The sequence below is a fragment of the Halobaculum gomorrense genome, assembly GCF_900129775.1.
GTDB classification, from domain to species: Archaea; Halobacteriota; Halobacteria; order Halobacteriales; family Haloferacaceae; genus Halobaculum; species Halobaculum gomorrense.
In genome coordinates, this window is sequence record NZ_FQWV01000008.1 from 46,323 (window position 1) to 66,941 (window position 20,619).

The 20,619-nt window shown below is 70.1% G+C and carries 21 protein-coding genes; 7 read left to right on the forward strand and 14 right to left on the reverse strand.

Going from position 1 to position 20,619, the window contains the following annotated elements; all coding sequences use genetic code 11:
* Position 1 precedes the first annotated feature (1 nt).
* Positions 2 to 1,360: a DUF7544 domain-containing protein gene (locus BUE16_RS13230; protein WP_073310514.1), complete on the reverse strand. Its 1,359-nt coding sequence runs from the start codon at positions 1,358 to 1,360 to the stop codon at positions 2 to 4.
* Between the two features lie 62 nt (positions 1,361 to 1,422).
* The gene (locus tag BUE16_RS13235; protein ID WP_073310516.1) at positions 1,423 to 2,520 is read right to left on the reverse strand and encodes a M24 family metallopeptidase; all 1,098 of its coding nucleotides are present in this window, start codon (positions 2,518 to 2,520) and stop codon (positions 1,423 to 1,425) included.
* Between the two features lie 118 nt (positions 2,521 to 2,638).
* Here BUE16_RS13235 and BUE16_RS13240 point away from each other — a divergent pair, with 118 nt between their 5' ends.
* From BUE16_RS13240 to BUE16_RS13255, 4 genes are all read left to right on the forward strand, one after another.
* Positions 2,639 to 3,595 carry a succinylglutamate desuccinylase/aspartoacylase family protein gene (locus tag BUE16_RS13240; RefSeq protein ID WP_073310734.1) on the forward strand — a complete coding sequence of 319 codons (957 nt, stop codon included), beginning with the start codon at positions 2,639 to 2,641 and terminating at the stop codon, positions 3,593 to 3,595.
* 244 nt (positions 3,596 to 3,839) lie between these two features.
* Positions 3,840 to 4,073: a hypothetical protein gene (locus BUE16_RS13245; RefSeq protein WP_073310519.1), complete on the forward strand. Its 234-nt coding sequence runs from the start codon at positions 3,840 to 3,842 to the stop codon at positions 4,071 to 4,073.
* Positions 4,074 to 4,149: 76 nt separating this feature from the next.
* Complete coding sequence (locus tag BUE16_RS13250; protein ID WP_073310521.1) at positions 4,150 to 5,286, forward strand: pyridoxal-phosphate dependent enzyme; 1,137 nt, start codon at positions 4,150 to 4,152, stop codon at positions 5,284 to 5,286.
* Between the two features lie 40 nt (positions 5,287 to 5,326).
* On the forward strand, positions 5,327 to 5,839 hold the full coding sequence (locus BUE16_RS13255) for an NUDIX hydrolase (protein ID WP_073310523.1): 513 nt from the start codon (positions 5,327 to 5,329) through the stop codon (positions 5,837 to 5,839).
* A gap of 36 nt (positions 5,840 to 5,875) precedes the next feature.
* Here BUE16_RS13255 and BUE16_RS13260 read toward each other — a convergent pair whose 3' ends face one another.
* On the reverse strand, positions 5,876 to 7,222 hold the full coding sequence (locus BUE16_RS13260) for a tRNA(Ile)(2)-agmatinylcytidine synthase (RefSeq protein WP_073310525.1): 1,347 nt from the start codon (positions 7,220 to 7,222) through the stop codon (positions 5,876 to 5,878).
* 189 nt (positions 7,223 to 7,411) lie between these two features.
* Here BUE16_RS13260 and BUE16_RS13265 point away from each other — a divergent pair, with 189 nt between their 5' ends.
* Complete coding sequence (locus tag BUE16_RS13265) at positions 7,412 to 8,395, forward strand: transcriptional regulator (RefSeq protein WP_073310527.1); 984 nt, start codon at positions 7,412 to 7,414, stop codon at positions 8,393 to 8,395.
* A gap of 27 nt (positions 8,396 to 8,422) precedes the next feature.
* Here the strand turns inward: BUE16_RS13265 and BUE16_RS13270 are convergent, their stop codons facing one another.
* From BUE16_RS13270 to BUE16_RS13285, 4 genes are all read right to left on the reverse strand, one after another.
* Positions 8,423 to 8,851, reverse strand: coding sequence for a GAF domain-containing protein (locus tag BUE16_RS13270; protein WP_073310529.1), 429 nt, complete (start codon positions 8,849 to 8,851; stop codon positions 8,423 to 8,425).
* 78 nt (positions 8,852 to 8,929) lie between these two features.
* Positions 8,930 to 9,688, reverse strand: a complete 759-nt coding sequence (locus tag BUE16_RS13275; RefSeq protein ID WP_073310531.1) for a response regulator — start codon at positions 9,686 to 9,688, stop codon at positions 8,930 to 8,932.
* Positions 9,689 to 9,750: 62 nt separating this feature from the next.
* A complete protein-coding gene (locus BUE16_RS13280) occupies positions 9,751 to 10,011 on the reverse strand; it encodes a glutathione S-transferase N-terminal domain-containing protein (protein ID WP_073310533.1) in 261 nt (86 codons plus the stop codon).
* 283 nt (positions 10,012 to 10,294) lie between these two features.
* On the reverse strand, positions 10,295 to 11,491 hold the full coding sequence (locus BUE16_RS13285) for a metal-dependent hydrolase family protein (protein ID WP_073310535.1): 1,197 nt from the start codon (positions 11,489 to 11,491) through the stop codon (positions 10,295 to 10,297).
* 112 nt (positions 11,492 to 11,603) lie between these two features.
* Between BUE16_RS13285 and BUE16_RS13290 the strand changes: the two genes are divergently transcribed.
* Positions 11,604 to 12,218 carry a hypothetical protein gene (locus tag BUE16_RS13290; protein WP_073310537.1) on the forward strand — a complete coding sequence of 205 codons (615 nt, stop codon included), beginning with the start codon at positions 11,604 to 11,606 and terminating at the stop codon, positions 12,216 to 12,218.
* Between the two features lie 29 nt (positions 12,219 to 12,247).
* Here BUE16_RS13290 and BUE16_RS13295 read toward each other — a convergent pair whose 3' ends face one another.
* Positions 12,248 to 12,796, reverse strand: coding sequence for a GNAT family N-acetyltransferase (locus BUE16_RS13295; RefSeq protein ID WP_073310736.1), 549 nt, complete (start codon positions 12,794 to 12,796; stop codon positions 12,248 to 12,250).
* Positions 12,797 to 12,886: 90 nt separating this feature from the next.
* Positions 12,887 to 13,507 (reverse strand): metal-dependent hydrolase, encoded by a 621-nt coding sequence (locus BUE16_RS13300; RefSeq protein WP_073310539.1) that lies wholly within the window; start codon positions 13,505 to 13,507, stop codon positions 12,887 to 12,889.
* A gap of 110 nt (positions 13,508 to 13,617) precedes the next feature.
* On the opposite strand from BUE16_RS13300, the gene BUE16_RS13305 reads away from it, so the two are divergent.
* Entirely contained in the window at positions 13,618 to 14,337 is a 720-nt protein-coding gene (locus tag BUE16_RS13305; RefSeq protein WP_073310541.1) for a helix-turn-helix domain-containing protein, read from the forward strand.
* 30 nt (positions 14,338 to 14,367) lie between these two features.
* Here the strand turns inward: BUE16_RS13305 and BUE16_RS13310 are convergent, their stop codons facing one another.
* The 5 genes from BUE16_RS13310 to BUE16_RS13330 all read right to left on the reverse strand — a co-directional run bounded on the left by BUE16_RS13310 (position 14,368) and on the right by BUE16_RS13330 (position 20,532).
* Positions 14,368 to 14,754 (reverse strand): thioredoxin family protein, encoded by a 387-nt coding sequence (locus BUE16_RS13310; RefSeq protein ID WP_073310543.1) that lies wholly within the window; start codon positions 14,752 to 14,754, stop codon positions 14,368 to 14,370.
* A gap of 102 nt (positions 14,755 to 14,856) precedes the next feature.
* On the reverse strand, positions 14,857 to 16,194 hold the full coding sequence (gene hmgB / locus BUE16_RS13315; RefSeq protein WP_073310545.1) for a hydroxymethylglutaryl-CoA synthase: 1,338 nt from the start codon (positions 16,192 to 16,194) through the stop codon (positions 14,857 to 14,859).
* An 88-nt stretch (positions 16,195 to 16,282) separates the two neighbouring features.
* The gene (locus BUE16_RS13320) at positions 16,283 to 18,871 is read right to left on the reverse strand and encodes a PA14 domain-containing protein (RefSeq protein ID WP_073310547.1); all 2,589 of its coding nucleotides are present in this window, start codon (positions 18,869 to 18,871) and stop codon (positions 16,283 to 16,285) included.
* Positions 18,872 to 18,943: 72 nt separating this feature from the next.
* Positions 18,944 to 19,522, reverse strand: a complete 579-nt coding sequence (locus BUE16_RS13325) for a DUF2150 family protein (RefSeq protein WP_073310549.1) — start codon at positions 19,520 to 19,522, stop codon at positions 18,944 to 18,946.
* 143 nt (positions 19,523 to 19,665) lie between these two features.
* Entirely contained in the window at positions 19,666 to 20,532 is an 867-nt protein-coding gene (locus tag BUE16_RS13330) for a TatD family hydrolase (RefSeq protein WP_073310551.1), read from the reverse strand.
* Between the last annotated feature and the right edge of the window lie 87 nt (positions 20,533 to 20,619).

Sequence of the window (20,619 nt, forward strand, 5' to 3'; positions counted from 1 at the left end):
GTTACTCTCGCTCGCCTCGGTGTTCCTCCTCCGTATCGCCGGGCGACTCCGTCCCGTCAGTCGGCTCTTCGACTGCCGTGGACGCCGGCACGAATCCGCCGAATTCGTCGGCCTCAGGCGTGTCGTCGTTCTCGCCGCCGTCTTCCTCGTCACCGCCGTCGTCGTCCTCGTCACCGCCGTCGTCGCTGAAGGCGGTGTCGTCATCGTCCTCGTCGTCGCCGTCATCTCGGTATCGCCCGACCAGATCCAAACTCTCCGAGAACCGACCGAGCGCGGCAAGTTCGTACGCCCGCTGGTACGTCACCGTCAGTACCTGTATCGGGAGCAGGACGACGGCGACGAACACCGGGATTCCGACCGCGGCCCCGGCGAAGACACCGACGCCGACGCCGACATCTGTCGAGACGGCGCCGCTCGTGACCGCGCCGACCGCGAAGCCGATCCCCGCGGCGACCGCGCCGACGGCGAGGAGCCCGACGAGCAGCAAGACGACAGAGACGATCGAGACGCCGATCCCGACGAGCACGTGCATCACGATGTAGACGACCGTCTGGCCGAGCTGCTCGCGCAGACGCGGCCACACCCGCCGCCAGCCGTCGATGACGCCGCCGCCGTCGGCCACCATTGCCGGAACGACGAACTCGACGGTGAAGCGGTCGAGAAACGCGAACGCGAGGACGTACGCGAGCGCCACCAGCGCCAGCGCGACGACCACGGGGACGTTGTCGAACAGCGGGGCGACCCGGGTGTCAGTCAGAACTACCGCGGCGACCACCGCCGCCGGCGGGACGACGAACGCCGCGAACAGCCCGATGCGGAACCCGATCAGCCGGATCCCGTTTGTCAGGTGAGTGCGGGCGTCGCGGAGGACCCTGAGGTCGTCGCTCGCGATGGCGTCGACGAGGACGAACTCGAAGATCGGGGGGAGCAGCACCGCGATCAGGACGACCGCGAGGACCACGACGAGGAAGGCGATTCCGAGCGTGCCGACGGCGCCGACCTCGGGGATCCGCCCCGCCTGGAGCACGGATCCGGTGCGGAGGGCCTGTCCGGCTCGGAGGAGGCCGTCAGCTCCTCGGAGCGGACCGCTCGTGGCGACCGCGCCGACCAGGACCGCCGGGACCGAGAGCACCAGCGCGGCCCACGCGCCCGCGTTCCCGGAGGTTCCGGTGTATCCGGTGCCGGCGAGGCGCGCCCCGAGGTTCCCGGCGTTGCTGGCGATCTGGCCCGCCCCGCCACCGCCGCCGGTGAAGAGGCTCACGACCGCCATCCTGATCCACCGACCGACGCTGAAGGGAAAGAGGAACTCGCGGGTCACGTCGATCGCGTCGTCGACCGCGTCGACGCCGTGCCAACTCATGGCGGCACCTCATAGTCACACAACATGAAGGTTGTTCCTCGGACTCCTGACGAGTCCAGCCGTCAGTTCTCAAGGATCGCAGGACGCTGGAGCGCGAGCCCGTCGGCTTCGACGGTCTCGGTCGGCCACCGTCCGGAGTCGGTGAGCACCTCGACGGCGTCGTCGGTGACGTAGGCGGTGTCCTCGCTTTTCGCTCCCCGAACCGTCGGATTCCACGCGTAGGCGGCCTCGCTCGCGACGGGCGCGTCGCTGTCGGGGGCGGCGAACCACTCGCGGCCGGCGTAGCCGGTCGCCCCGCCCTGGTGGTGCTCGCGCCACTCTCCGTCATACCCTTCTTCTGCGTACGCCTCCCGGATCGCCGCGAACACGTCGCCTGCGGTGCCGTCGTCGCGGCCGGCGGCCTCGCGGGTCGCCGCCAGCGCGCGGGTCTCGACGCGCTGTGCCGCGCGGTGGCGCTCCGCCAGCCACTCCGGCGGGTCGAACGCGACCGTCCGGGTGCAGGAGGCGTGCAGGCCGCCCCGCCGAGCGGTGACTATCACGAGCGCGTACTCGCCCAGCGCGGCGTCGGTCGGCGTCGGGTGGCGGTACTCGGGGGCGCGCTCGCCCCCGCCGACGAGCACGACCGGCGCGTCGATGTTCCGGCCGGCCAGCGAGATCCGTAACCCTGCGGCGACCTCGTGTTCGGTGTCCTCCGGCTGGAGTTCGCGACACACCGTCTCGACCGCGAGCGCGACCTCCCGGCCGAGGTCGCGGTACGCGGCGAGGTCGTCCTCGCCGAGGCGCAGGCGCAGGCGCGTCGGGTCGACCGACTCCAGTCTGGGGACGTCGAAGTCTGCCGCCGCGGGCGTCGGCGAGCGCGCGGCGACCGACTGCCCGAGTGAGGACTCGTACCAGTCGTCGGCGGCGACGGACATCGACAACTCCGCGGGCAGCTCCTCGGCGGTCAGCCGCTCGGCCTCGATGTTGTTCGTGACGACCGTCCACTCGCCGTCGCCGAGGTAGCCCGCCGCGGCGTCACCCATGTCGGCGCTCGCATCGACCCAGTTGTCGCCGCCGGTGAGCCACGCGAACGCGTTGGGACGCGCGAACCACACCGCCTCGTACCCCTCCTCAGCGAGGAAACGCTCCAGCCGCTCCTCGCGCTCGTCGATGTCGACCATACTCGCGGGTCCGACCGCCCGGGCTTCAATCCCGCGGCATCGTCGCCGGCAACCGGCGTCGCCGGGCGCTGGCGGACCGAACCCCTAAAGAGGCGATACCCGAAACCCCGACGTAATGATGACGACGCTCGGGAGCGCGAGTGCGCCCCCCGGGGAGTTCGACGCGGGACGGCTCGCGGTCGGCGAGACCCGCGACGGCTCGACCGTTGGGCTGCCCGTGGCGGTGCTCAACGGCGCCGATGACGGAAAGACGCTCTACGTGCAGGCCGTCAGCGACGGCGACGAGCTCAACGGGCTCGGCGTGATCAACCGGCTCGTCCCGCAGCTCGATCCCGCGGAGATCGCCGGCGAGATCCTCCTCGTCGGGATCGTCAACTACCACGGCTTCCAGGTCGCCGAGCACCGCAACCCCATCGACGACACGAAGATGAACCGGGCGTACCCCGGCGACGCCAACGGCACCTCCTCCGAACGCATCGCCGCCGCGACGTTCGAGGCGGCCAAGCGCGCCGACCTGGTCGTCGACCTCCACCAGGGACGCACCTCCCGGATGATCAACGAGGCGCGCGTGCGCTGCGGTCCGCGTCACCGGCTCCACCGCGAGTGCCTGGAACTCGCGAAGGTGTTCGGCACCGGCTACGTCCTCGACCAGAAGGGCCCGGACGGGCAACTCGCGCGGGCGGCGCCCGACAACGGGATCCCGACGATCGACCCCGAACTGGGCGGCGCGGTCGGCTGGGACGAGGAGTCGGTCGAGGTCGGCTTGGAGGGGATGCTCCGTGTGCTCCGCTACTACGGCTTCCTCGACGGCGACGTGGAGCGCGAGATGCAGACGCGCGCGTCCGGCTTCGACCAGTACGGCTCGCCCGCCGGCGGGCTCGTCAGCTTCGAGAAGGGTCTCGGCGAGCGCGTCGACCGGGGCGACGCGCTGTTCGAGGTGACCGACACGTTCGGATCGCTCAAGGGACGCGTCACCGCCGACAACGACGGCATCTTCTGGCGCTCGCGGCGGCTCCCGCAGGTCGCGACCGGCGAGTACGTCTGCTCGGTCGGGACAGACGTAGACCAGTTCTAATTTCGACGCGGTTCGCGCGGTCTCAGCATCGGTTCGCGCGGTCTCAGCATCGGTTCATTCGCTCGGGCTCGACAGTCGCTACCGACCGGTTCCCGGCCCGGAACCAGCTCGAACGGACGATGCACGTATCGTGGAGAAGCTCGATGCCCACCTGTGACGGAATGAGACGCATACTCTGGTAGCCTGAAGACACCTTCATGACCGGACTCGAGTAAGCACGTCCTATGCCGGGTGAGACCGCTCGATGTCACTGAAGCAACGTATCGGCGCGAACGGGGACGCGCTCGATCAGGTCGCGGGGATCACGGGGATCGGCTGGACGGCGTCCGTCCTTGGGTATCTGAGCGCCGTGATCGGGTACGGTAACTCGCTTGTCACCAATCCGCAGGCGCTGTTGTACCTCGGCGGTGCGTTCTTTATGACGACGCTCGGTCTCGACCGACTCAGGTCGAGGCACTCCGAAGATCCCAGCGAGTAGTCGAGCGACGGACACGTTCTCGCCGCCGGTACTTCGAACCGTCACCTACTGGTCGCTCGACCCCCGGCGATCACGCATGACCGCTCCGTCGCTCCGCTGTCCCGACTGCGGCGCCGTCTACGCCGACCGCTGGCGCTGCGAGTGCGGCCAGCCTCTCGACTACGCCGACCGGCCGCTCCCGGACGGTCCCACGCCCGACCCCGCCGCGTTCGACGCGCGCGACGGGCTGTGGTCGTTCGCCGAGTTCATTCCCGAGTCCCCGCTCGTCACGCTTGGGGAAGAGATGACGCCGCTCGTCGACGCCGACGGGTGGGACGCACAGTTCAAGTTGGAGTACGTGTTCCCCACCGGCTCGTTCAAGGACCGCGGCGCCACGACGACCGTCTCCCGGGCGGCGGCACTCGGCGTCGACACGCTCGTTGAGGACTCCTCGGGCAACGCCGGCGTCGCGATCGCGACCTACGCCGCCCGTGCGGGCATCGACGCGGAGATCTACGTGCCCGCGTCGGTGAAGGACGCGAAGCTGACGGCGATCCGCCGCGCCGGCGCGACGCCCGTCGAGACCGAGGGACCGCGCCAGGCGACCACCGAGGCCTGCATCGATGCGGTCGAGCGGGCGGCGCGAAGCGCCGCCGACGGGGCCAGCGGCGACGAGCCGCGAGTCACCCGCGCCGGCTGGTACGCGAGCCACGCGTGGAACCCCGCCTTCTTCGCTGGGACGGCGACGGTCGCCTACGAGACCGCCCTCCAGCGCGACTGGGAGGCGCCCGACGCCGTGGTGCTCCCGCTGGGCCACGGCACGCTCTTCCTGGGCGCCTACCGCGGCTTCAGCGCGCTCCGCGGGGCCGGCTGGATCGACGAGCTTCCGCGCCTGCTCGGCGCGCAGGCGGCGGGCTACGCGCCCATCGTCGAGGCGCTCCACGGCGCCGAGGCGGCCGCCGGCGACAACGACGCAGCGGACGGGATCCAGATCCCCGAGCCGGTGCGCCGCGATGAGATCCTCCAGGCGGTCGACGACAGCGACGGCGACGCGATCGCGCTCGGGAGCGACGCCGTCGAGGCCGAACTGGCCGACCTCCACGCGGCCGGCTTCTACACCGAACCCACCTGCGCAGTCGCGCCCGCGGCACTTCGCGCGTACCGGGAGCGAGGGGTCCTCGACGGCGACGAGGATGTCGTCGTGCCGCTCACGGGGAGCGGGCTGAAGACGTGACCCCGGACTCGTCGGTGCGGCCCGACGGGGTGGTCCTGCCGTGATCACCGTTGCCGGCGACCACTGCCCGCTGTGCGGCACCGAACTCGACCGCGTTCGCGTGGACGGGCGCGACCGACGACACTGCCCCGCGTGCGACCGCGTGGTCTGGCGCAACAGCAAGCCCGTCGCGAGCGTCGTCGTCCGCGACGGGGACGAGGTGCTGTTGGGCAAACGCGACGTGGACCCCCACCGCGGGCTGTGGGGCGTCCCCGGCGGCAACCTCGAACACGACGAACACCCGGCCGCGGGCGCCCTCCGCGAGCTTCGCGAGGAGACCGGCGTCCGCGCCGACCCCGACGACCTGGAGCTGGTCTCGGTGGACCACATCGCGAAGAAGCGACAGTCGGTGGTCGGCGTCCGCTACGTCGTCGACCGGGGCGCCACCGCGGGCGGGCCGACCGCCCGCGACGAGACCAGCGCCGCGCGCTTCGACACGCTCGACGCGTTCCGCGCGGACGGCGGGATCAGCCCGTGGGAGCGCGACCTGCTCGCGGCCGTCTTCGACCGGTAGCTCCCGGCGCTGGCGTGGGGAACCGACCGAGCGGCGTCACCGCTCGGGATGCGTCGGCGCGTCGAAGCCGCCGCGCACGAGCGGCTTGCTGATGTGCCGGCGCGCGCACGGCGGCACCTCGTACCAGCCGGGGTCGAGATCGCGGTCCAGCGGCGCCTCGACCCGCTCCGGCTCGCTCGTCCCGCAGTCGCGACAGCGGTACCCCTGCCCGGCGCCCGCCGACTCCATCGACCGTTCGCAGTCGGGGCACGCGGGTACCACCCGCTCCGTCTCGACGAGCTCGCGGACGGCGAACTTCTCCAGCTTCAGCGTGCCGTCGGCGACCTCGCCGCAGACGGTGAGGCGGTCGTCGACGCGGAGGGCGCGCACCCGGTCGCGGAAGCGCTTCGTCGGCTCGAAGGCGACGCAGTCGACGACGGGACTCGCCCGCTCCGTGGCGTCGTTCGGGTCGGCCACCCCGAAGAACACGTGGCCGCCGCGGCGCGTCTCCGGGGCCGCGGTCACCGTCGCGTCGACGCGGTACGCGCGGCCGTCTTGAAGGTCGCCGAGGTCGCCCTCGCGGAGGTGCGCGTCGGTCCCCTGGTTCGTGACGAACAGCGCCGCGCGCTCGGCCGGCTCGCTCTCGATCCCCGCGGCGACCGCGCGAACGGCCTCGCGGTCGTCGCCGCGGACCCCGTGGAGGATCGGGCCGGGCGCGCTCGGGACGCACACCGCCTCGCCCTCGCCCCGGTCGACGGTGTCCCACGCCTGCGGGTACGCCTCGGCGGCCGCCTCGAAGACGCTCGCCTCGGCGACCTCGCGGGGCGTGCCGCACCGGTCGAACTCGCGGTACGTGATGCGCTCGAAGGTCCAGTCGTCGAACGCGCGCCAGGCGCCGACGGCCGCGAGCGCGCCGATCCGCCCGCGACCGGCGACGGCCCCGTCCTCGCCGCCGCTGGAGGTCGCGCTGAGGGGGTCGCCCTCGCTGCCTCCCCACCCGCGATGGTCGAACCCGGCTTCGTCGGCGAGCGCGACCGCGTCGCCGAGGTCGTGGAACTCGCGGACGGCCTCGCGTGCGAACGCGGCGACCCCGTCCGGCACCTCCTCCGGGGCGCAGTCGGCGACGACGAGTCCGGGGGAGGTCCGGGGGTCGTCGCCGGCGGCGTACGCCTCGACCAGGTCGCTGGCGACGGCGAGCGCCTCCTCGGGGTCGGCGTTCGTGTGGAGCGCGAGCGCGGCGTTCCCGCGGGTCTTGTGCTCGACGGCGGGGTTGAGCCGGACGAGCAGGCGACGGCGGACGGCCGCGCCGGTCGCTTCGAGGGCCTCGGCGGCCAACGCGGCGAGGTAGGTGCTGCACATCCCCGCGGTTCGCGAGTCGGTGTCGTCGATGCCGAGGACCGTCACGCGCGGTGGGAGGTCGGGGGCGGAGTTGTGCCTTTCGCGTCCCGGGCCGGAGGCGTGCTCGTGGAGCGGCCGGAGCCGTCTCCGATAGCTCTATCAGCCGTAGCGGCCCATAGACCGGTTGACGGCGCGGGACACGGCGTGACGGCCCCGGCACAACCCCTTTAAGCTGTGAGTCGCCTATGTACGGGTATGTCGCGGAAGGCGTTGGTCGGGAACGTGACCGCAATGCTCGCCGACGCCGACTTCCTGGTCAGCGACCGCTGTGCGGTCCGCCCCAAGAGCTTCGACGTGGCCGCCCGACGCGGAGAGGACCTGCTCCTCGTGAAGGTGCTGGGCAACGTCGACGCGTTCGACCGGGCCACGGGCGCGGAGATGCGCCGGCTCGGCGAATACCTCTCGGCGACGCCGATCCTCGTGGGGATGCGGACGCGCGACGAGGACCTCAAGCCGGGGGTCGTCTACTTCCGGCACGGCGTCCCGGCGATTCACCCCGAGACGCTGTACGACCTGCTCATCGAGGAGGTGCCGCCGCTCATCTACGCCGCTCCCGGCGGCCTCTACGTCAATATCGACGGCGACACCGTCGCCGACGAGCGCAAGGACCGCGGGTGGAGTCTCGGCCAGCTCGCCGACGAACTCGGCGTCTCCCGGCGCACCGTCGCGAAGTACGAGGACGGCATGAACGCCTCCGTCGAGGTCGCGGTCCAGTTGGAGGACCTGTTCGACCGCCCGTTCTCCGACCCCGTTCGGGTGATGACTGGTGCCGAGGAGGTCCGCGAGGCCGACCCCACGCCGGAGCCGCCGGACGTGGACCCAGACGACGAGCACGTGTACGGCGTGCTCTCGCGGGCGGGGTTCGCCGTCCACCCGACCCAGCGTGCGCCGTTCACCGCCGTCGGCGAGGACGAGGCCGAACCGCGGGTGGAGTTCACCCTGCTCACCGGGCACTCGCCGTTCACGAGGACCGCACAGAAGCGCGCGAAGCTGATGGGCTCGCTCGGGCGCGTCACCGGCACGCGGGCCGTCTACTTCACCGAGGGCGACGACGAGCCGAGAGAGGAGACCGTCGACGGCACCGCGATCGTCACGATGGTCGAACTCTCGCGCGCCGACGACCCCGAACGCATCCGAGAGCTGATCCGCGAGCGCTCCGACGAGCCCGCGGAGGCGTGAGCCTCGACCGGACACCGACGCCAGCAGTCACGAATCGTCCGCGTCCAACCCCGACAGCGCCGCGGCCGCGTTCGTCGCGAGCACGCGACCGAGGTACTCCTCGGTCTCGGTGACTCCGTCGCGCTCCGGGTCCGACAGCGTGAGCAGCCCCCACCCGTCAACCGGGAGGTACACCTTGCTCGCGACGCCCTCCCGCTGGAGGGCCGCATCTCCCGACACCGTGATCGATTCGCCCTCGTCGAAGGCTCGCCACGCGTGGGCCGCGTTGGGGTCTCCGCGCTCGTACGCCGTCCGTTCGCGGTCGTACCGCTCGGCGGCGCTCGCGGTCGTCTCGCCCGGAACCAGTCTGTCAGCCGCCCGGTCGTACCGGCGCGTTCCGTTGTCCGGGAACCCGAGCACGTCGGCCGCCGCCGACAGCGCGATCCGCTCGACCTCCTCGGGGATGGTGGCGGCCATGAGATCCCGCGTCGCTTCGTGCAGGTCCGCGAGGGCCCGTTGTCGCCGCTCTGCTCGTCGATATCGGTGAACACGACGTTACCGCTCGTCGCCGTCGCTCCCGGTGGCGACGACCGTGACGAGGAACTCGTGCTCGCCGGCGGGCGTCCGACACGTCAGCTCCTCGCGGACCCCGGTCGACGCGCCGGCGACCGCCTCGACGGACCCCTCGCCGACCACCTCGACGAGCGACGCGACCGCCGCGCCGATCGTTCGCTCCGGGTCAACGTCGAAGCGCCGCGTGAACGCGGGATTCATCTGGGAGACCGGCATCGTCGGGTCCGTGGCGGCGACCACGACGGCCGGCGTGGGTATCGACTCGAACAGCGACTCCAGCGTCGCGTCCTTGGCTGCCAGCGACCGCCGCGCGGCCTCGTGCTCGCGCTCGGCTCGCATCCGGGCGAGCGCCCGCTCGACGCTGTTTGCGAGCACGGTGAACGACTCGGATCCGCCCTTCTGGACGTAGTCGGTGACGCCCGCCGAGATCGCTTCGCTCGCGATCTCCTCGCTCCCGCGACCGGTGAACAGCACGAACGGGAGCCGGTCGTCGATCTCTCGCACGCGCCAGAGAAGCGACAGCCCGTCGATGTTCGGCATGTCGTAGTCGGAGACGAGACAGCTCGGCTCCCCGCGCTCGACCGAGTCGAGCGCGGCGGCCGGGTCCGTCGTCCCCGACACGGCGACACCGTCGAGGTCTCGCTCCAGCCGCTCGGTCAGGAGGTCCGACATCGCCGGGTCGTCGTCGACGACCAGCACCGGCTGGGACGACGCGACAACGCCGCCGAGCGGAACGTACATCGACCGTACGTCACACCCGAATCAAAAAGGTCCGAGCGACTGGCAGCCGTCGGATACCGCCGTTACGCCGCTGCGTTGCCGCCGTACGTCTCTTCGAGGTACGCGACGATGTCGTCGGACTCGGGCATCCCCTCGACGCCGTGCGCCTCGTCGACGAGGACGGGAACGCCGGTCTGACCCGACACCTCCTCCACCTCGGTGCGCTCGTCGTGCGAGCGCGGCACCATGATCGACTCGTATTCCAGCCCGAGTTCGGACAGCTTCTTCGTCACCTTCGCGCAGTACGGGCAGCCTTCCAGTTCGTAGAGGATGAGATCTGACATCGCATCCATCTGTAGCGCCGCCTGTAACTTAAACTCCGTCGGGGTGTGCGCCCGCGGTGCGGAGGCGATCGGGGAGCGAGTGACTCCGTGCCACCGGTGCGCACACGCGAGGGACGGGGTATCCGCGCCGGCGCGACCGCCGACGCGTCTTCCCCGACCGAATCTTGACGGAGGGGCTCCGACTGGACCGTCACGCCGCCGCCGTCGACGAGCTCGCCTGCTCCGAGCACGCCCGCCGACGGCGGCCGGTGACCGACCGTCGGTGTGACCCGCCCGGTCGCGTTCAGTCCTCGTCGCGGGCGTCCGCGATCGCTCGCTTCGTTCGCTCGTCGGCGCCCGCGACGACAGCGCCGCTTTTGATCACGACGCATGGGTCGTGCAGCGTCGTCAGGTCCGCGGTCGGGTTCGAGTCGAGGACCAGCAGGTCCGCGTGCGTCCCCGGCTCCAGCGTTCCCTGGCCGTCGAGGCCCACGGTCTCGGCGGCGGTCTCCGTCATCGCGACGATCGCGTCCAGTGGCTCCAGCCCGTGCTCGTGCATCAGCAGTACCTCGGTGGCGTTGGTGCCGTGCATATTAAACGGCGTCCCCGCGTCGGTGCCGCCGGCGATCCGGACGCCCGCGTCGACGGCGCGGCGGAAGGAGTCCAAGTGGCGTTCGTACACAGCCTCGGTCTTCTCGCGGTCCTCCGCGGTCGCGGCCTCGACGTTGCGCACGATGCGGTGGGGCGCCGACAGCGTCGGCACGAGCGTCACGTCCGCGCGGGCGAGCGCGTCGACCGCCTCCTCGTCGAGGAGCGTCCCGTGCTCGACGGTGTCGACGCCGGCGGCGACGGCCGCCTTCACGCCTGCGGCGCCGTGAGCGTGGGTCGCCGCATGGAGGTCGCGGCGGTGGGCCTCGTCCACGATCGCCTCGACCTCCGCATCGGTGAGTGCGACCGCGCCAGGGTCGCTGCCCGGCGTCGTCACCCCGCCGGTCACCATGAACTTGATGAAGTCGGCCCCCCGCTTCGCCTGCTCGCGGACCGCCCGACGGGCGTCGGCAGCACCGGTGATCTCCCGCCCGAGGTGGTGGCCGTGCCCGCCGGTCGCCGTGATCGACCGGCAGTTCGCGACGGTCTGTGGCCCCGGGAGCTCCCCGGCGTCGACGCGGTCTCGCACGTGCACGTCCACGTCGCGCGCGCCCATCACGCGGGCGCCGGTGACCCCCGCCTTCAGCGTCCGGCGGGCGTTGCGCGCCTCCACCAGCGCGAGTTCGGCGTCGCTCAGTCCCGCGACCTCCTCGACGGTACGCTCGCCCGACAGCGAGAAGTGGACGTGCGCGTCCACCAGCCCCGGTACCACCGGCGATCCACCCAGGTCGACGACGGACTCCTCGCTCCGGGCGGTCAGGTCGCCGGCGCCGTCGATCCGTCCGTCGTCGACCCTGAGATCGCCCGGCCGAACGCCCGCGCCGTCGACCAGTGTCGCATCCCGCAGAAGCATGCTCGTCGGTCCGACTGGCGGTCGAAAGAGCGTTGCGAATCCGGGGGCGGACGAGTGGGGAGTCCGGTGGCGAGCCACAACGAGTTTGTTTCGCGGCGGCGTCCGAGAACCCATGGGGGATCCAGAGGCGACGGCGACAGCGACGGGAACGAGCGCAACCGGGCTCCGCGAACGCGTGTCGCTCGCGCCCGGCGCGGCCGCGGGCGTCGGGGCGTACCTGCTCGGCTACCTCGCGACGTACGCGACGCAGGCGAGCGCGGTGCGCGAGCGGATCTCGGCGCTGAACTTCCTCGCGAGCCTATTCGGCGGCGATCCGATCGCAGCGTGGCAGGGGGTCGGCTGGTACTTCTACAACGCCCACTTCGTGGCGACCGTGGCGCCGGCGCTGGGCGGCGGGACGCGCTCGTCGAACCTCCTCGCGAGCGCCGACGCGAGCGTCGCGTACCTGTACGCCGTGCCGCCGCTCGCGCTGCTAGCGGCCGGCGCGGCGCTCGCTGTCCTGGACGACGCGACCGATCCGACCGACGGGGCGCTCGCAGCCCTCGGCATCGTCCCCGCGTACTTCCTGCTCGCGGTCGGCGGCACGGTCGCGTTCGCGTACGGCGTCGGCGACGCCGGGAGCGTCCACCCGGACTCCGCCACCGGCGCGCTGCTGGCGGGCGTCGTGTACCCCGCCGTCTTCGGGGGCGCCGGCGGCGCGGTCGGCTCGCTAGTCGGTGACGCCTGAGGGACCGGACGCGGCGACCGCGCTTCCCGCTACAGGTCCCGGGCGACCATTTCGCCCCAGTGCTCGAAGCCGTACCGCTCGTAGAACGCCCGAGCGCGGTCGTTCTCGCGGTCCACGTCGAGCACCATCCGATCGAGCGGCAGGTCCTGTTCGCGGGCGACCCCGAGCGCCGCGTCCATCAGGTCGTCTGCGACGCCCGTCCCGCGGTACGCGGGGCGCACGTACACCTCGTTGAGCACGGCGGCGTCCCAGACGAACGACAACGACTCCGGAAAAACGAACACGTAGCCCGCGAGAGACGACGAATCGGCCTCGTCGCCGCTGGCGTCCGCCTCGGTCTCTGTGGCGCTGTCGGCGATGTCGGCGGTCGCCTCCGCGACCGTCACTGTGGCGGACTGTTCGTCGACGCAGCGGTCGACCCACTCGAGCCAGCCTCGCCGGTACTCCCCGGTCAGCTTCGCATCGTACGTCGCGGCCTTCTCGTCGCCGCCGGTCCCGGCGCCGAGCCCCGTCTCGAAGCCGCGCTTAAGTGTCCACAGCGCGTCCGCATCGGCGTCTTCGTACGGTCGGATCGTCACCGCCGGCTCGCTCGACTCACTCGAATCGCTCACACCCATCCGTTCGACGGCGGCGGAATCAAGCCGCCGGTGCCGGCGAGGCGGGCGACGCTACCGCTCGCGAGCGCACCGAACCGCCAGCACGCCGGCGCTCGCGACGATCAACAGGAGCTGCCAGCCGGCCCACGCGAGCGGGAACACGCGCTCAACGTGCTCGGGCTCCGCGCCCGGCGACGGGTCCACGCCGGTCGCGTAGTGGAGGGTTTCGGTCGTCCGGACCCGCTCGGGCGACAGGTCGACGAACGTCTGGAAGAAGCCCCGTTGGTTCGACAGGCCGGCCCGACCGTTCAGCGTGTAGAACTGGTCGTGGATCGGCCAGAACAGGTTCACGCCGTTAGTGACGTAGTCCAGTCCCACCCCCGCGACTGCGACGCCCGCGAGTGCGACCCACGCGACCGCCGGCGCCGACGGGCCGAACCGGCCGCGGAGCCACGAGCGGTCGCGAATGCGGGTGTCGTACGCCACGGCCCCAACCAGCGCGAGCGGGAGAAAGACGTTGTGACCGAGCGATCGGTGCGCGCCCGCGAGGAACGGCGAGACGAACGAGTCCAGGTCCGGGAGGACGGCCGCCACGAGGACGACCCCGACCGCGCGACGGCCGAACTCGTCCTCGCGCAGCAGCGCCGCTGCGAGCAGCCCCGCGAGCGCGACGTGAACGAGCGTGGACGGCACGGGGGGAGCCTGGGGTCGTGCGGGTATGGCCGTTTCGGCGCGCCGACCCCGCGAGGACGCGGACCGGCCGCTCCGACACCCTTACACCCGGGTGCACCGACCTCAGGAATATGACTGTGGGCGAGGACCCCGGCGAGGCACGCGCGCAGCTCGCCCGACGGATCGCGGGCGAGATCACCCTCTCGACGGACCCGGGAGCGACGCTCCGGAAGTGGCGCACGGACTTCGACGTCTCCCAGACGGAGCTGGCCGATCGGATGGGCGTCTCCTCGTCGGTCGTCTCGGACTACGAGAGCGGGCGCCGCGAGTCGCCCGGGATCGGCCTCGTCTCTCGGGTTGTCGAGGGGCTGCTCGACATCGACGAGGCTCGGGGCGGCTCGCGCATCCGGCAGTTCGCCCGCGTCGTCTCGGCCGGCTTCGAGTCCGACATCGTCCGTGACATCCGGGAGTACCCCGCGGCGATCCCGACCGAACGGGTGTACGAGGCGCTCGACGCCACGGAGGTGGCGCCCGGCGAGCGCGATACGGTCAACGGCCACACGGTGATCAACTCCATCGAGGCGATCACGTCGCTGTCGTCCGAGGAGTTCTACCGGCTGTACGGCCAGTCGACCGACCGCGCGCTGGTGTTTACCGGCGTCTCCCGCGGGGAGTCCCCGCTGGTTGCGCTGCGCGTGGTGACGCCGACACCGAACGCGGTGATCCTCCACGGCCTCGACGAGGCGGCGCTGTGGGACCACGCCGCCGCGCTCGCGCAGGTCGACGGGTTCTCGCTGGCGGTGTCGACGGCGGAGCTGGACCCGGCCCTGGAGGCGCTTCGGTCGCTGTGAGGTCGCGACTGGGTCGATTGGGTATCGGTGTCAGCGGTGCGACTCGACGAACTCGACGATCCGCTCGGCGCCGACGAAGCCGTCGGCGATGCGGTCGACCTCGACGGGCTCGCCGTTCTCGCCCACCTCGAACAGCGCGAGCGTCGGCACCGACCGGATGGCGTACTCTTCTGCGAGCGTCGGGTCCGTCTGTGGATTCACGAGCAGTATCGGCACCTCGGCCGCACGGGCGACGCTCCCCAGCACCGGTTCGATGCTCTGACACAGCGTACACCCCTTCGTGTACACGTCGACGAGCACGAGGTCGTGGTCCGCGACCGCGGCGCGCAGTTCCTCGCGGAAGGCGCGCGCGTTCACGTCTCGGGGCTTCGGGATCGCCGGCGTGTCGTCGGCAGTCGTGGCGGTCGTCTCGCTCATAGGACTCCTTCGACGCCCGCGGGCAAAAGGCGTTGCAGTCGTGTGTGAGAGCCGCGCACCGGCGCCCCGGGTCGACCTCGCTCGTCGGTGATGAGCGCGACGTTACTCGACGTAGTCGTACTTCCGCTCGCTCATCCGGCCCCAGCCGGTGAAGACGAACTCGCCGTCGGGGTGGGTGAACTCCTCCAGTTCCACGTCCATGTCGTGGTTGTGGCGGTCGTGGACCTGCTCGTACTCGTCGTACGAGAGGTCGTACCGCCGCTGGAGCTGGTCCTCGAGGTCGGCCGCCTCGATCTCTTCTTTCCAGCCGTCGGCGACGGTCTCGGCGTGGATTTCTGCCTGCGCGCCGGAGCCGTACGACGCGACGAGGAGCTTCTGTCCCGCGAGGTCCACGTCGTTCGCGGCGGCGTGGCGAAGCGCCGAGGCGCGAGCGATGTGGACCGATCCGGTGTACCAGTTGCCGACGCGTCGCGAGATGTCTAGTGTCGGCTCGATTATATCTGCGTACCAGCTCTGGTACTCCTCGGTCTCTTTGAGGTCGTCCATGTACGCGCGGATGGCCTCCTCGTACGACTCCCAGTCGTCGAAGTCCTCCTCTCGGGGTTGGCGCCCGATCCGGCCTTCGAGCGCGTCTTCGATCTCGGTGTCGCGGATCATGTGTCGGTAGCCGAGCAGGCCCGCCTTCCGGACCATCCCCGGGAACGGCGTGTGGAACGGCACGTACGCGAAGTCGTCGGGATGGGCGTCCCACGCGACCGACTCGAAGTCCGTCAGCGCCTCGCGCATCCGCGCGAGATACACCTGCATCGAGCGCTTTCCGTCGACGCTCGGGAACTGCTGGTTCGGCTTCAGGAAGTCCGTCTCGTCGGCGCTGCCGTACCCCTGCTCGGTCGACAGCTCGACGACCGACGGGTTCTCGGAGATGAGCATCGCCACCGCGCCCGCGCCCTGGGTCGCCTCCCCGGGGTCGCCGCGGGCGTACAGCGCCGTGTCGGTCGCGATGACCAGCGCCGACCGGCCGCGGTTGCGCCCCGCCTTGATCCAGTTGTACGCGTCGTCGATGGACTGCGTGCCGGCGACGCAGGCGAACTTCCGCTCGCCTTTGTTCGCGTGGTGGAAGTCGCCGTCGTACACCTGCTCCAGACACCCCGCGATGTACGTCGAGACCGGCTTGGAGTTGTCGAAGGCGGACTCGGTCGCCACGTCGATGCGGCCGATGTCCTGCGGGTCCAGCCCCTTGCGGTCCATCAGGCGCTTTGCGGCGTTTGCGCCCATCGTGACGATGTCCTCGTAGGCGTCCGGGAACGAGGACGTCTCGAGGCCGAGGCCCTTGGTGTACTTGCCGGGGTCCTCGCCTTTCGCCGGGGCGAACGTCTCCGGGAGATTCAGTTGGAGCTTCCCGGTCCAGATCTCGATCGCGTCGATGCCCACTGCTGTCATGGCTGGCCCTAAACGAAACTGGGTTGTAGGTCTGTCGATGGTGAGATACGTCGATTGTCGAACTCAGGCGAGGTGGTGACTCTGTCACCTACCCGTCGATGGTTCCTTTCTCCGGCTGCGGTCCGTCTTCACCGTTCTTCGTGCCACTCTGGAGGATCAGGGTCTGTGCGTTACCGTTCGGGCGTTCGAGTCTAGTCCCCAGTTCTCCCCCACCCGCCTGGTTGAACAGGAGTTCCCCGCCGGGCGTACTGGCTGTCATTCTGTTGCCGGGGTTTCCACCGACGAGCCGTGCGTTTCTGATGTCGATATCGAACCCGGCCGTGTTCTGTGACGCTTTCAATTCGATAACGTTGCCGTTGCCGGTCTCCACCGTCGACCCGCGGAGGTCGATTCCCCGGTTCGTCGAGATGACGACGTCGTTCTCCGTCGTCGTCTCGACCGTGACGTCACGAGCGGTGAACGATCCCGCACTCATATCGAGTTTCCCGACGGTGATGTCCTTCGCCAAGACGATGTCTTGGTTCCCGAAGTCACCGTTAGGTCCGCTCCCAGCGTTTGCGTCGAAGTCGGAGGCGGTGTAGGTCGTCTCACCGCTGTCGTACTCGCCATTGCCGTTGGCGTCGTTGAACGCGTCGGCGTTGGACGGGAGTGTCCCGGCACCGCCTTCACCGCTGGCGGTCGGCCTGGGCGTCAGCACGCTTGTCGGAATCGCCTGCTTCCCGCCCGTTCCGGGACCCTCCCAGGACACGTCGAGAACCTGTCGTCCCCGATTCTCGTACATGTAGATGGTGATGTTGTGCTGGCCTTCGGTCAGCGTCACCGACCCACTCTCCTCTTGTGCCGCGTGGTCGCCGCCGTTGTCGACGATCTGAGTCCCGTCGATGTACAGCCAACTCCCGTCGTCGGAATTGGTGTAGAACGTGTACGTCCCGTTTTGCGGTACGTCGATGTACGCGGTGTAGGCGTACGCGAAGTTGTCCTCTCGGTTCTCCGGGCCGATGGTGAACTGTAGCTTCTCGCCGGTTTCGACCGGCGTTCTGGAGTCGAGGTTCAGGTCAGACGGCTGACCCTCGTTACCGAAGTCGGCTTCGTAGTAGCGGTAGTAGATACCCCCGCCGCTGCTGCGGATTCTGACCGAGAGGATGTCGCTCGATTGCGCCGAGGAGGCGTACACCTTCGCCGTCTGATTTCCAGCACCGAGGTCCATCGTCACCGTCGACCGACCATCGTTGCCGGTCACGCCCTCGGAGTCGCCGCCGGTGAAGTCTGCGCCTGCGGTATTGTTCGAGGCGTAGTCGACCGACACGCCTGAGACGTCGTCACCCCCGTCGGTCGCTCGCGCGGTCATCTGGAGGCTTCCCCCTGAAGTGGCTCTGTCGACGACCAGCGTGTCGTTCGCGGCGTAGTACGTGACGCCAGTGTTGTCGCTCGTGATCCTATCGGTGTCCCACACCAAGTCGTAGGTGCTCGCTCCGCCGCCACCGCCGGGCGCGTCAGTCACGGTGACGCTCACGCGAGCGTCTTCGGGAGTCGTCTCGTTGAACACCACAGCGGGATTCGAGTCAAACGAGAAGTCGAGCGTCGCGTCCGCGCTCCCGGCGGTGTACTCGAACACCGCGCGCCCTCGGTCGTCTGTTCGGACGGTCGTCGAGGCGCCGTTTGCGAAGGATCCGTCACTCGCGACACCAGTGACGCCGACGCCGGCGACTGGGTTCCCGAACTGGTCGCGCACCTCGACGACGACCTCGCGGGTCGTCCCCGCGGTCATCTCCGAGGGACGCTGCTCAACGTCGAGGTACGCCGGCGATCGATCCGGAGCCTCGCCGGAGCCGACGTGGACCGCCGCGATGCCCAGCGAGTACGTTCGCGAGTCGTTCAACTCGATGGTGACCCCGCCCGGGGCGTTCCGCGTCCCGTTCACCCACCCGTCGGCGATCTCGTCGGCCAGAAGCTCCTCCCATCGGGTCGCGTTCAGCGTCGTCGGGATGGTGACGTTGAGCGTCCCGGAGACGCGCTCGCGCCTGGAGACGGTGCTCACCGCCTCCGGATCGACCGTCACCGCCGAGACGCCGCTTCGGCCGAGGTCGCCCGACACTGCGACCACCGTGATACGATCGCCCTCGACGACGCTCTGGTCGGTCAGCGTGAGGTTCGCCCCGCCGGGGAACCGGTTGAACACGACGCTCGACTCGTAGCGCGTCGTCGGAGCCTCGCGGTAGTTGTTGTAGCTCGGGCGGTATACGACGAACGTCGTGGACTTGTTCCGATTTCCGGAGGCGTTCCAGTAATCGCCTGCCTCGCTATCGACCGAACTCACCACCGTGAGATTCCCCAGCGAGACCCCGTTGGGTCCAGGCGGGTCAACCGTCTGCAGCCTCCCCGACGCCGGCGGCGGGTTCACGAAGAACGTCCGGCGGGGGTAGCGGGTACCCAGCTTCACCGTCACCGGTGCGGCGTCGCCGGTCCGACCGGTCGCCGTGATGCTTGACGACAGCGTTATCATGTCGGTCTGGACCGCCTGGCTGTGGCGGAACTCGACCGCGGCGTTCTGGTCGGGGACCACCGTCGCCTGGTACGTCGAGAGCGCGACGATCAGGAATCCGAAGAGGATCACCGCGCCGATCTGGACCGTGACGGCGCGATCGCGTTTCCTGTGTCCATCCCCCCGATCCGTCATGAGGCGGTGTAGCCGGAGGGCACTGATAAGCGTGCGGGACGGAGTATCAAATCGGAAGCCCCCACGCGGGCGCTACTCGTCTTCCTCGACGACCTCCGGGTCGGCCATCGCCGACTGCAGCGAGTCGAGGCCGTTGACCCACTCGGAGACGAAGCCGTACTCGAGATCCTCGACCAGGTCCATCGGAAGTTTCTCCCCGTCGATGATGCGCGTGCCCGCCTGGACGAGATAACCGAGCGCGGCGTCGACGTCTTCTTCGGCCTCTGCGGCCGCGGCGGCGTCGACGTACTCGGCGACGCTCCCCTCTTCGGCGGGACCCCCGACGATGTACTCCTCGGCGGTGTAGAACACGCATACGAGGCTCGTCTGCACGCCGTCGATCAGCATCGCCTTCTCCTCGTCGGCGATGTCGACATCCGCGAGCACGATGTCGCGGATGTCTGCGACCTCCTCGGTTGCCTCCTCCTCGTTCAGACGGCCGTCGTCGTAGGCCGCGAGGATCTTCGCGACCGCGATCGCGGTGTCGTCCTGGAGATTGAGCAGCAACCGGGCGGAGTCCTCGTTTTCGGGGTCGAGATCTTCTTCGGCCACACGGTCGAGCCAGTTCTGCCACCGATCGGCGGTGTAGAACGTCTCCTCGGATTCGCTCATACCCACACGGTTTCGGCCTGTATTGATATGCCTTTCTTCTCCCCGAACGCCCGGCGATCACGGCCGATTCGGGTGTTTGCAGCCGATCTTCCGTGGCACACCGAAGCATCGATACCGGTCACAGTTGCCGACGTTCCGCGTCTTCACCCGCGGAACGTCGGGTCCGACAGCGTCGCCTCGGTGTCGATGTCGTACACCGCCCGCGGCGTCTCCACGTGGGCGGTCCGCACCGCGTCCTCGTACCCCTCCTCCAACAGCCATCGAACGCGCCGGGGAACGGTCTTCGGCCCCAGCACCATCCCCGGCTTCTCGGGATCGTCGACGAAGTCGGTCTCCATCAGGAACGGCTCTCCGCGCTCGGCGGCGGTCCGCAGCCAGTCCTTCTCGCTCATCACGCTCGGCGTCGGGCCGGCCAGCTCCCCGGACGCGTAGTGCTTCACGACGCGCGAGGGGTCCATCCCCGCCTCGGCGGCCCACTCGGCGACCTCGGTGAGGTCCTCGCTCGCCTCGGTGTGTAACTGGACCGCGCAGTCCAACTCGGCGCCGTGTTCGAACGCCCGCCGCATCACGGCGTTCGACGCCGTCCACACGGCGTCGGAAACGTCGTAGTGGGGTCGACCCGACTTCAGCCCCAGCGCGCGGCCGTCGGCGACGAACTCCGCGGCGACGCCGATGCCCTCGCGCATCAGCTCCCGCGCCCCCGACGGGTCGTACCCCCCGTCGTCGACGAGCCGAGAGACCAGTCCCGGATGAACGCCCAGAACCGGCCACGCCCGGCCGCGGAGCCGCTCGCTGGCCTCGCGTGCGACTGCAACGGTCGTCTCAAAGACGGGACGGAAATCGTCGGCCTCCGAGGGCACCGGACCCAGGTGCCACGAGGGCTTGTTGACGACGAGCAGGTGCGTCCCCCCGAGGCGGGCGAAGTCGTCGACGGCGGCCATCCCGCGGCCGTGCTCGGGGTCGAGATGGAGGTGATCGTCGAGCACTGGCGTGCCCAGTTCCTCGCTCATGGTCGCGGTAGCGCCCCGGCGGTCGAAAACCCTGCGGGCTGTGACCGGCCGTGATCGCTCGGGGTCGGCTCTCGGGATCGCACGGAG

Coding starts and splice junctions, on each gene's coding strand:
- BUE16_RS13230 (WP_073310514.1), bottom strand. CDS start 1,360: ATGAGTTGGCACGGCGTCGACGCGGTCGACGACGCGATCGACGTGACC.
- BUE16_RS13235 (WP_073310516.1), bottom strand. CDS start 2,520: ATGGTCGACATCGACGAGCGCGAGGAGCGGCTGGAGCGTTTCCTCGCT.
- BUE16_RS13240 (WP_073310734.1), top strand. CDS start 2,639: ATGACGACGCTCGGGAGCGCGAGTGCGCCCCCCGGGGAGTTCGACGCG.
- BUE16_RS13245 (WP_073310519.1), top strand. CDS start 3,840: ATGTCACTGAAGCAACGTATCGGCGCGAACGGGGACGCGCTCGATCAG.
- BUE16_RS13250 (WP_073310521.1), top strand. CDS start 4,150: ATGACCGCTCCGTCGCTCCGCTGTCCCGACTGCGGCGCCGTCTACGCC.
- BUE16_RS13265 (WP_073310527.1), top strand. CDS start 7,412: ATGTCGCGGAAGGCGTTGGTCGGGAACGTGACCGCAATGCTCGCCGAC.
- BUE16_RS13270 (WP_073310529.1), bottom strand. CDS start 8,851: ATGGCCGCCACCATCCCCGAGGAGGTCGAGCGGATCGCGCTGTCGGCG.
- BUE16_RS13275 (WP_073310531.1), bottom strand. CDS start 9,688: ATGTACGTTCCGCTCGGCGGCGTTGTCGCGTCGTCCCAGCCGGTGCTG.
- BUE16_RS13280 (WP_073310533.1), bottom strand. CDS start 10,011: ATGTCAGATCTCATCCTCTACGAACTGGAAGGCTGCCCGTACTGCGCG.
- BUE16_RS13285 (WP_073310535.1), bottom strand. CDS start 11,491: ATGCTTCTGCGGGATGCGACACTGGTCGACGGCGCGGGCGTTCGGCCG.
- BUE16_RS13290 (WP_073310537.1), top strand. CDS start 11,604: ATGGGGGATCCAGAGGCGACGGCGACAGCGACGGGAACGAGCGCAACC.
- BUE16_RS13305 (WP_073310541.1), top strand. CDS start 13,618: ATGACTGTGGGCGAGGACCCCGGCGAGGCACGCGCGCAGCTCGCCCGA.
- BUE16_RS13310 (WP_073310543.1), bottom strand. CDS start 14,754: ATGAGCGAGACGACCGCCACGACTGCCGACGACACGCCGGCGATCCCG.
- hmgB (WP_073310545.1), bottom strand. CDS start 16,194: ATGACAGCAGTGGGCATCGACGCGATCGAGATCTGGACCGGGAAGCTC.
- BUE16_RS13320 (WP_073310547.1), bottom strand. CDS start 18,871: ATGACGGATCGGGGGGATGGACACAGGAAACGCGATCGCGCCGTCACG.
- BUE16_RS13325 (WP_073310549.1), bottom strand. CDS start 19,522: ATGAGCGAATCCGAGGAGACGTTCTACACCGCCGATCGGTGGCAGAAC.
- BUE16_RS13330 (WP_073310551.1), bottom strand. CDS start 20,532: ATGAGCGAGGAACTGGGCACGCCAGTGCTCGACGATCACCTCCATCTC.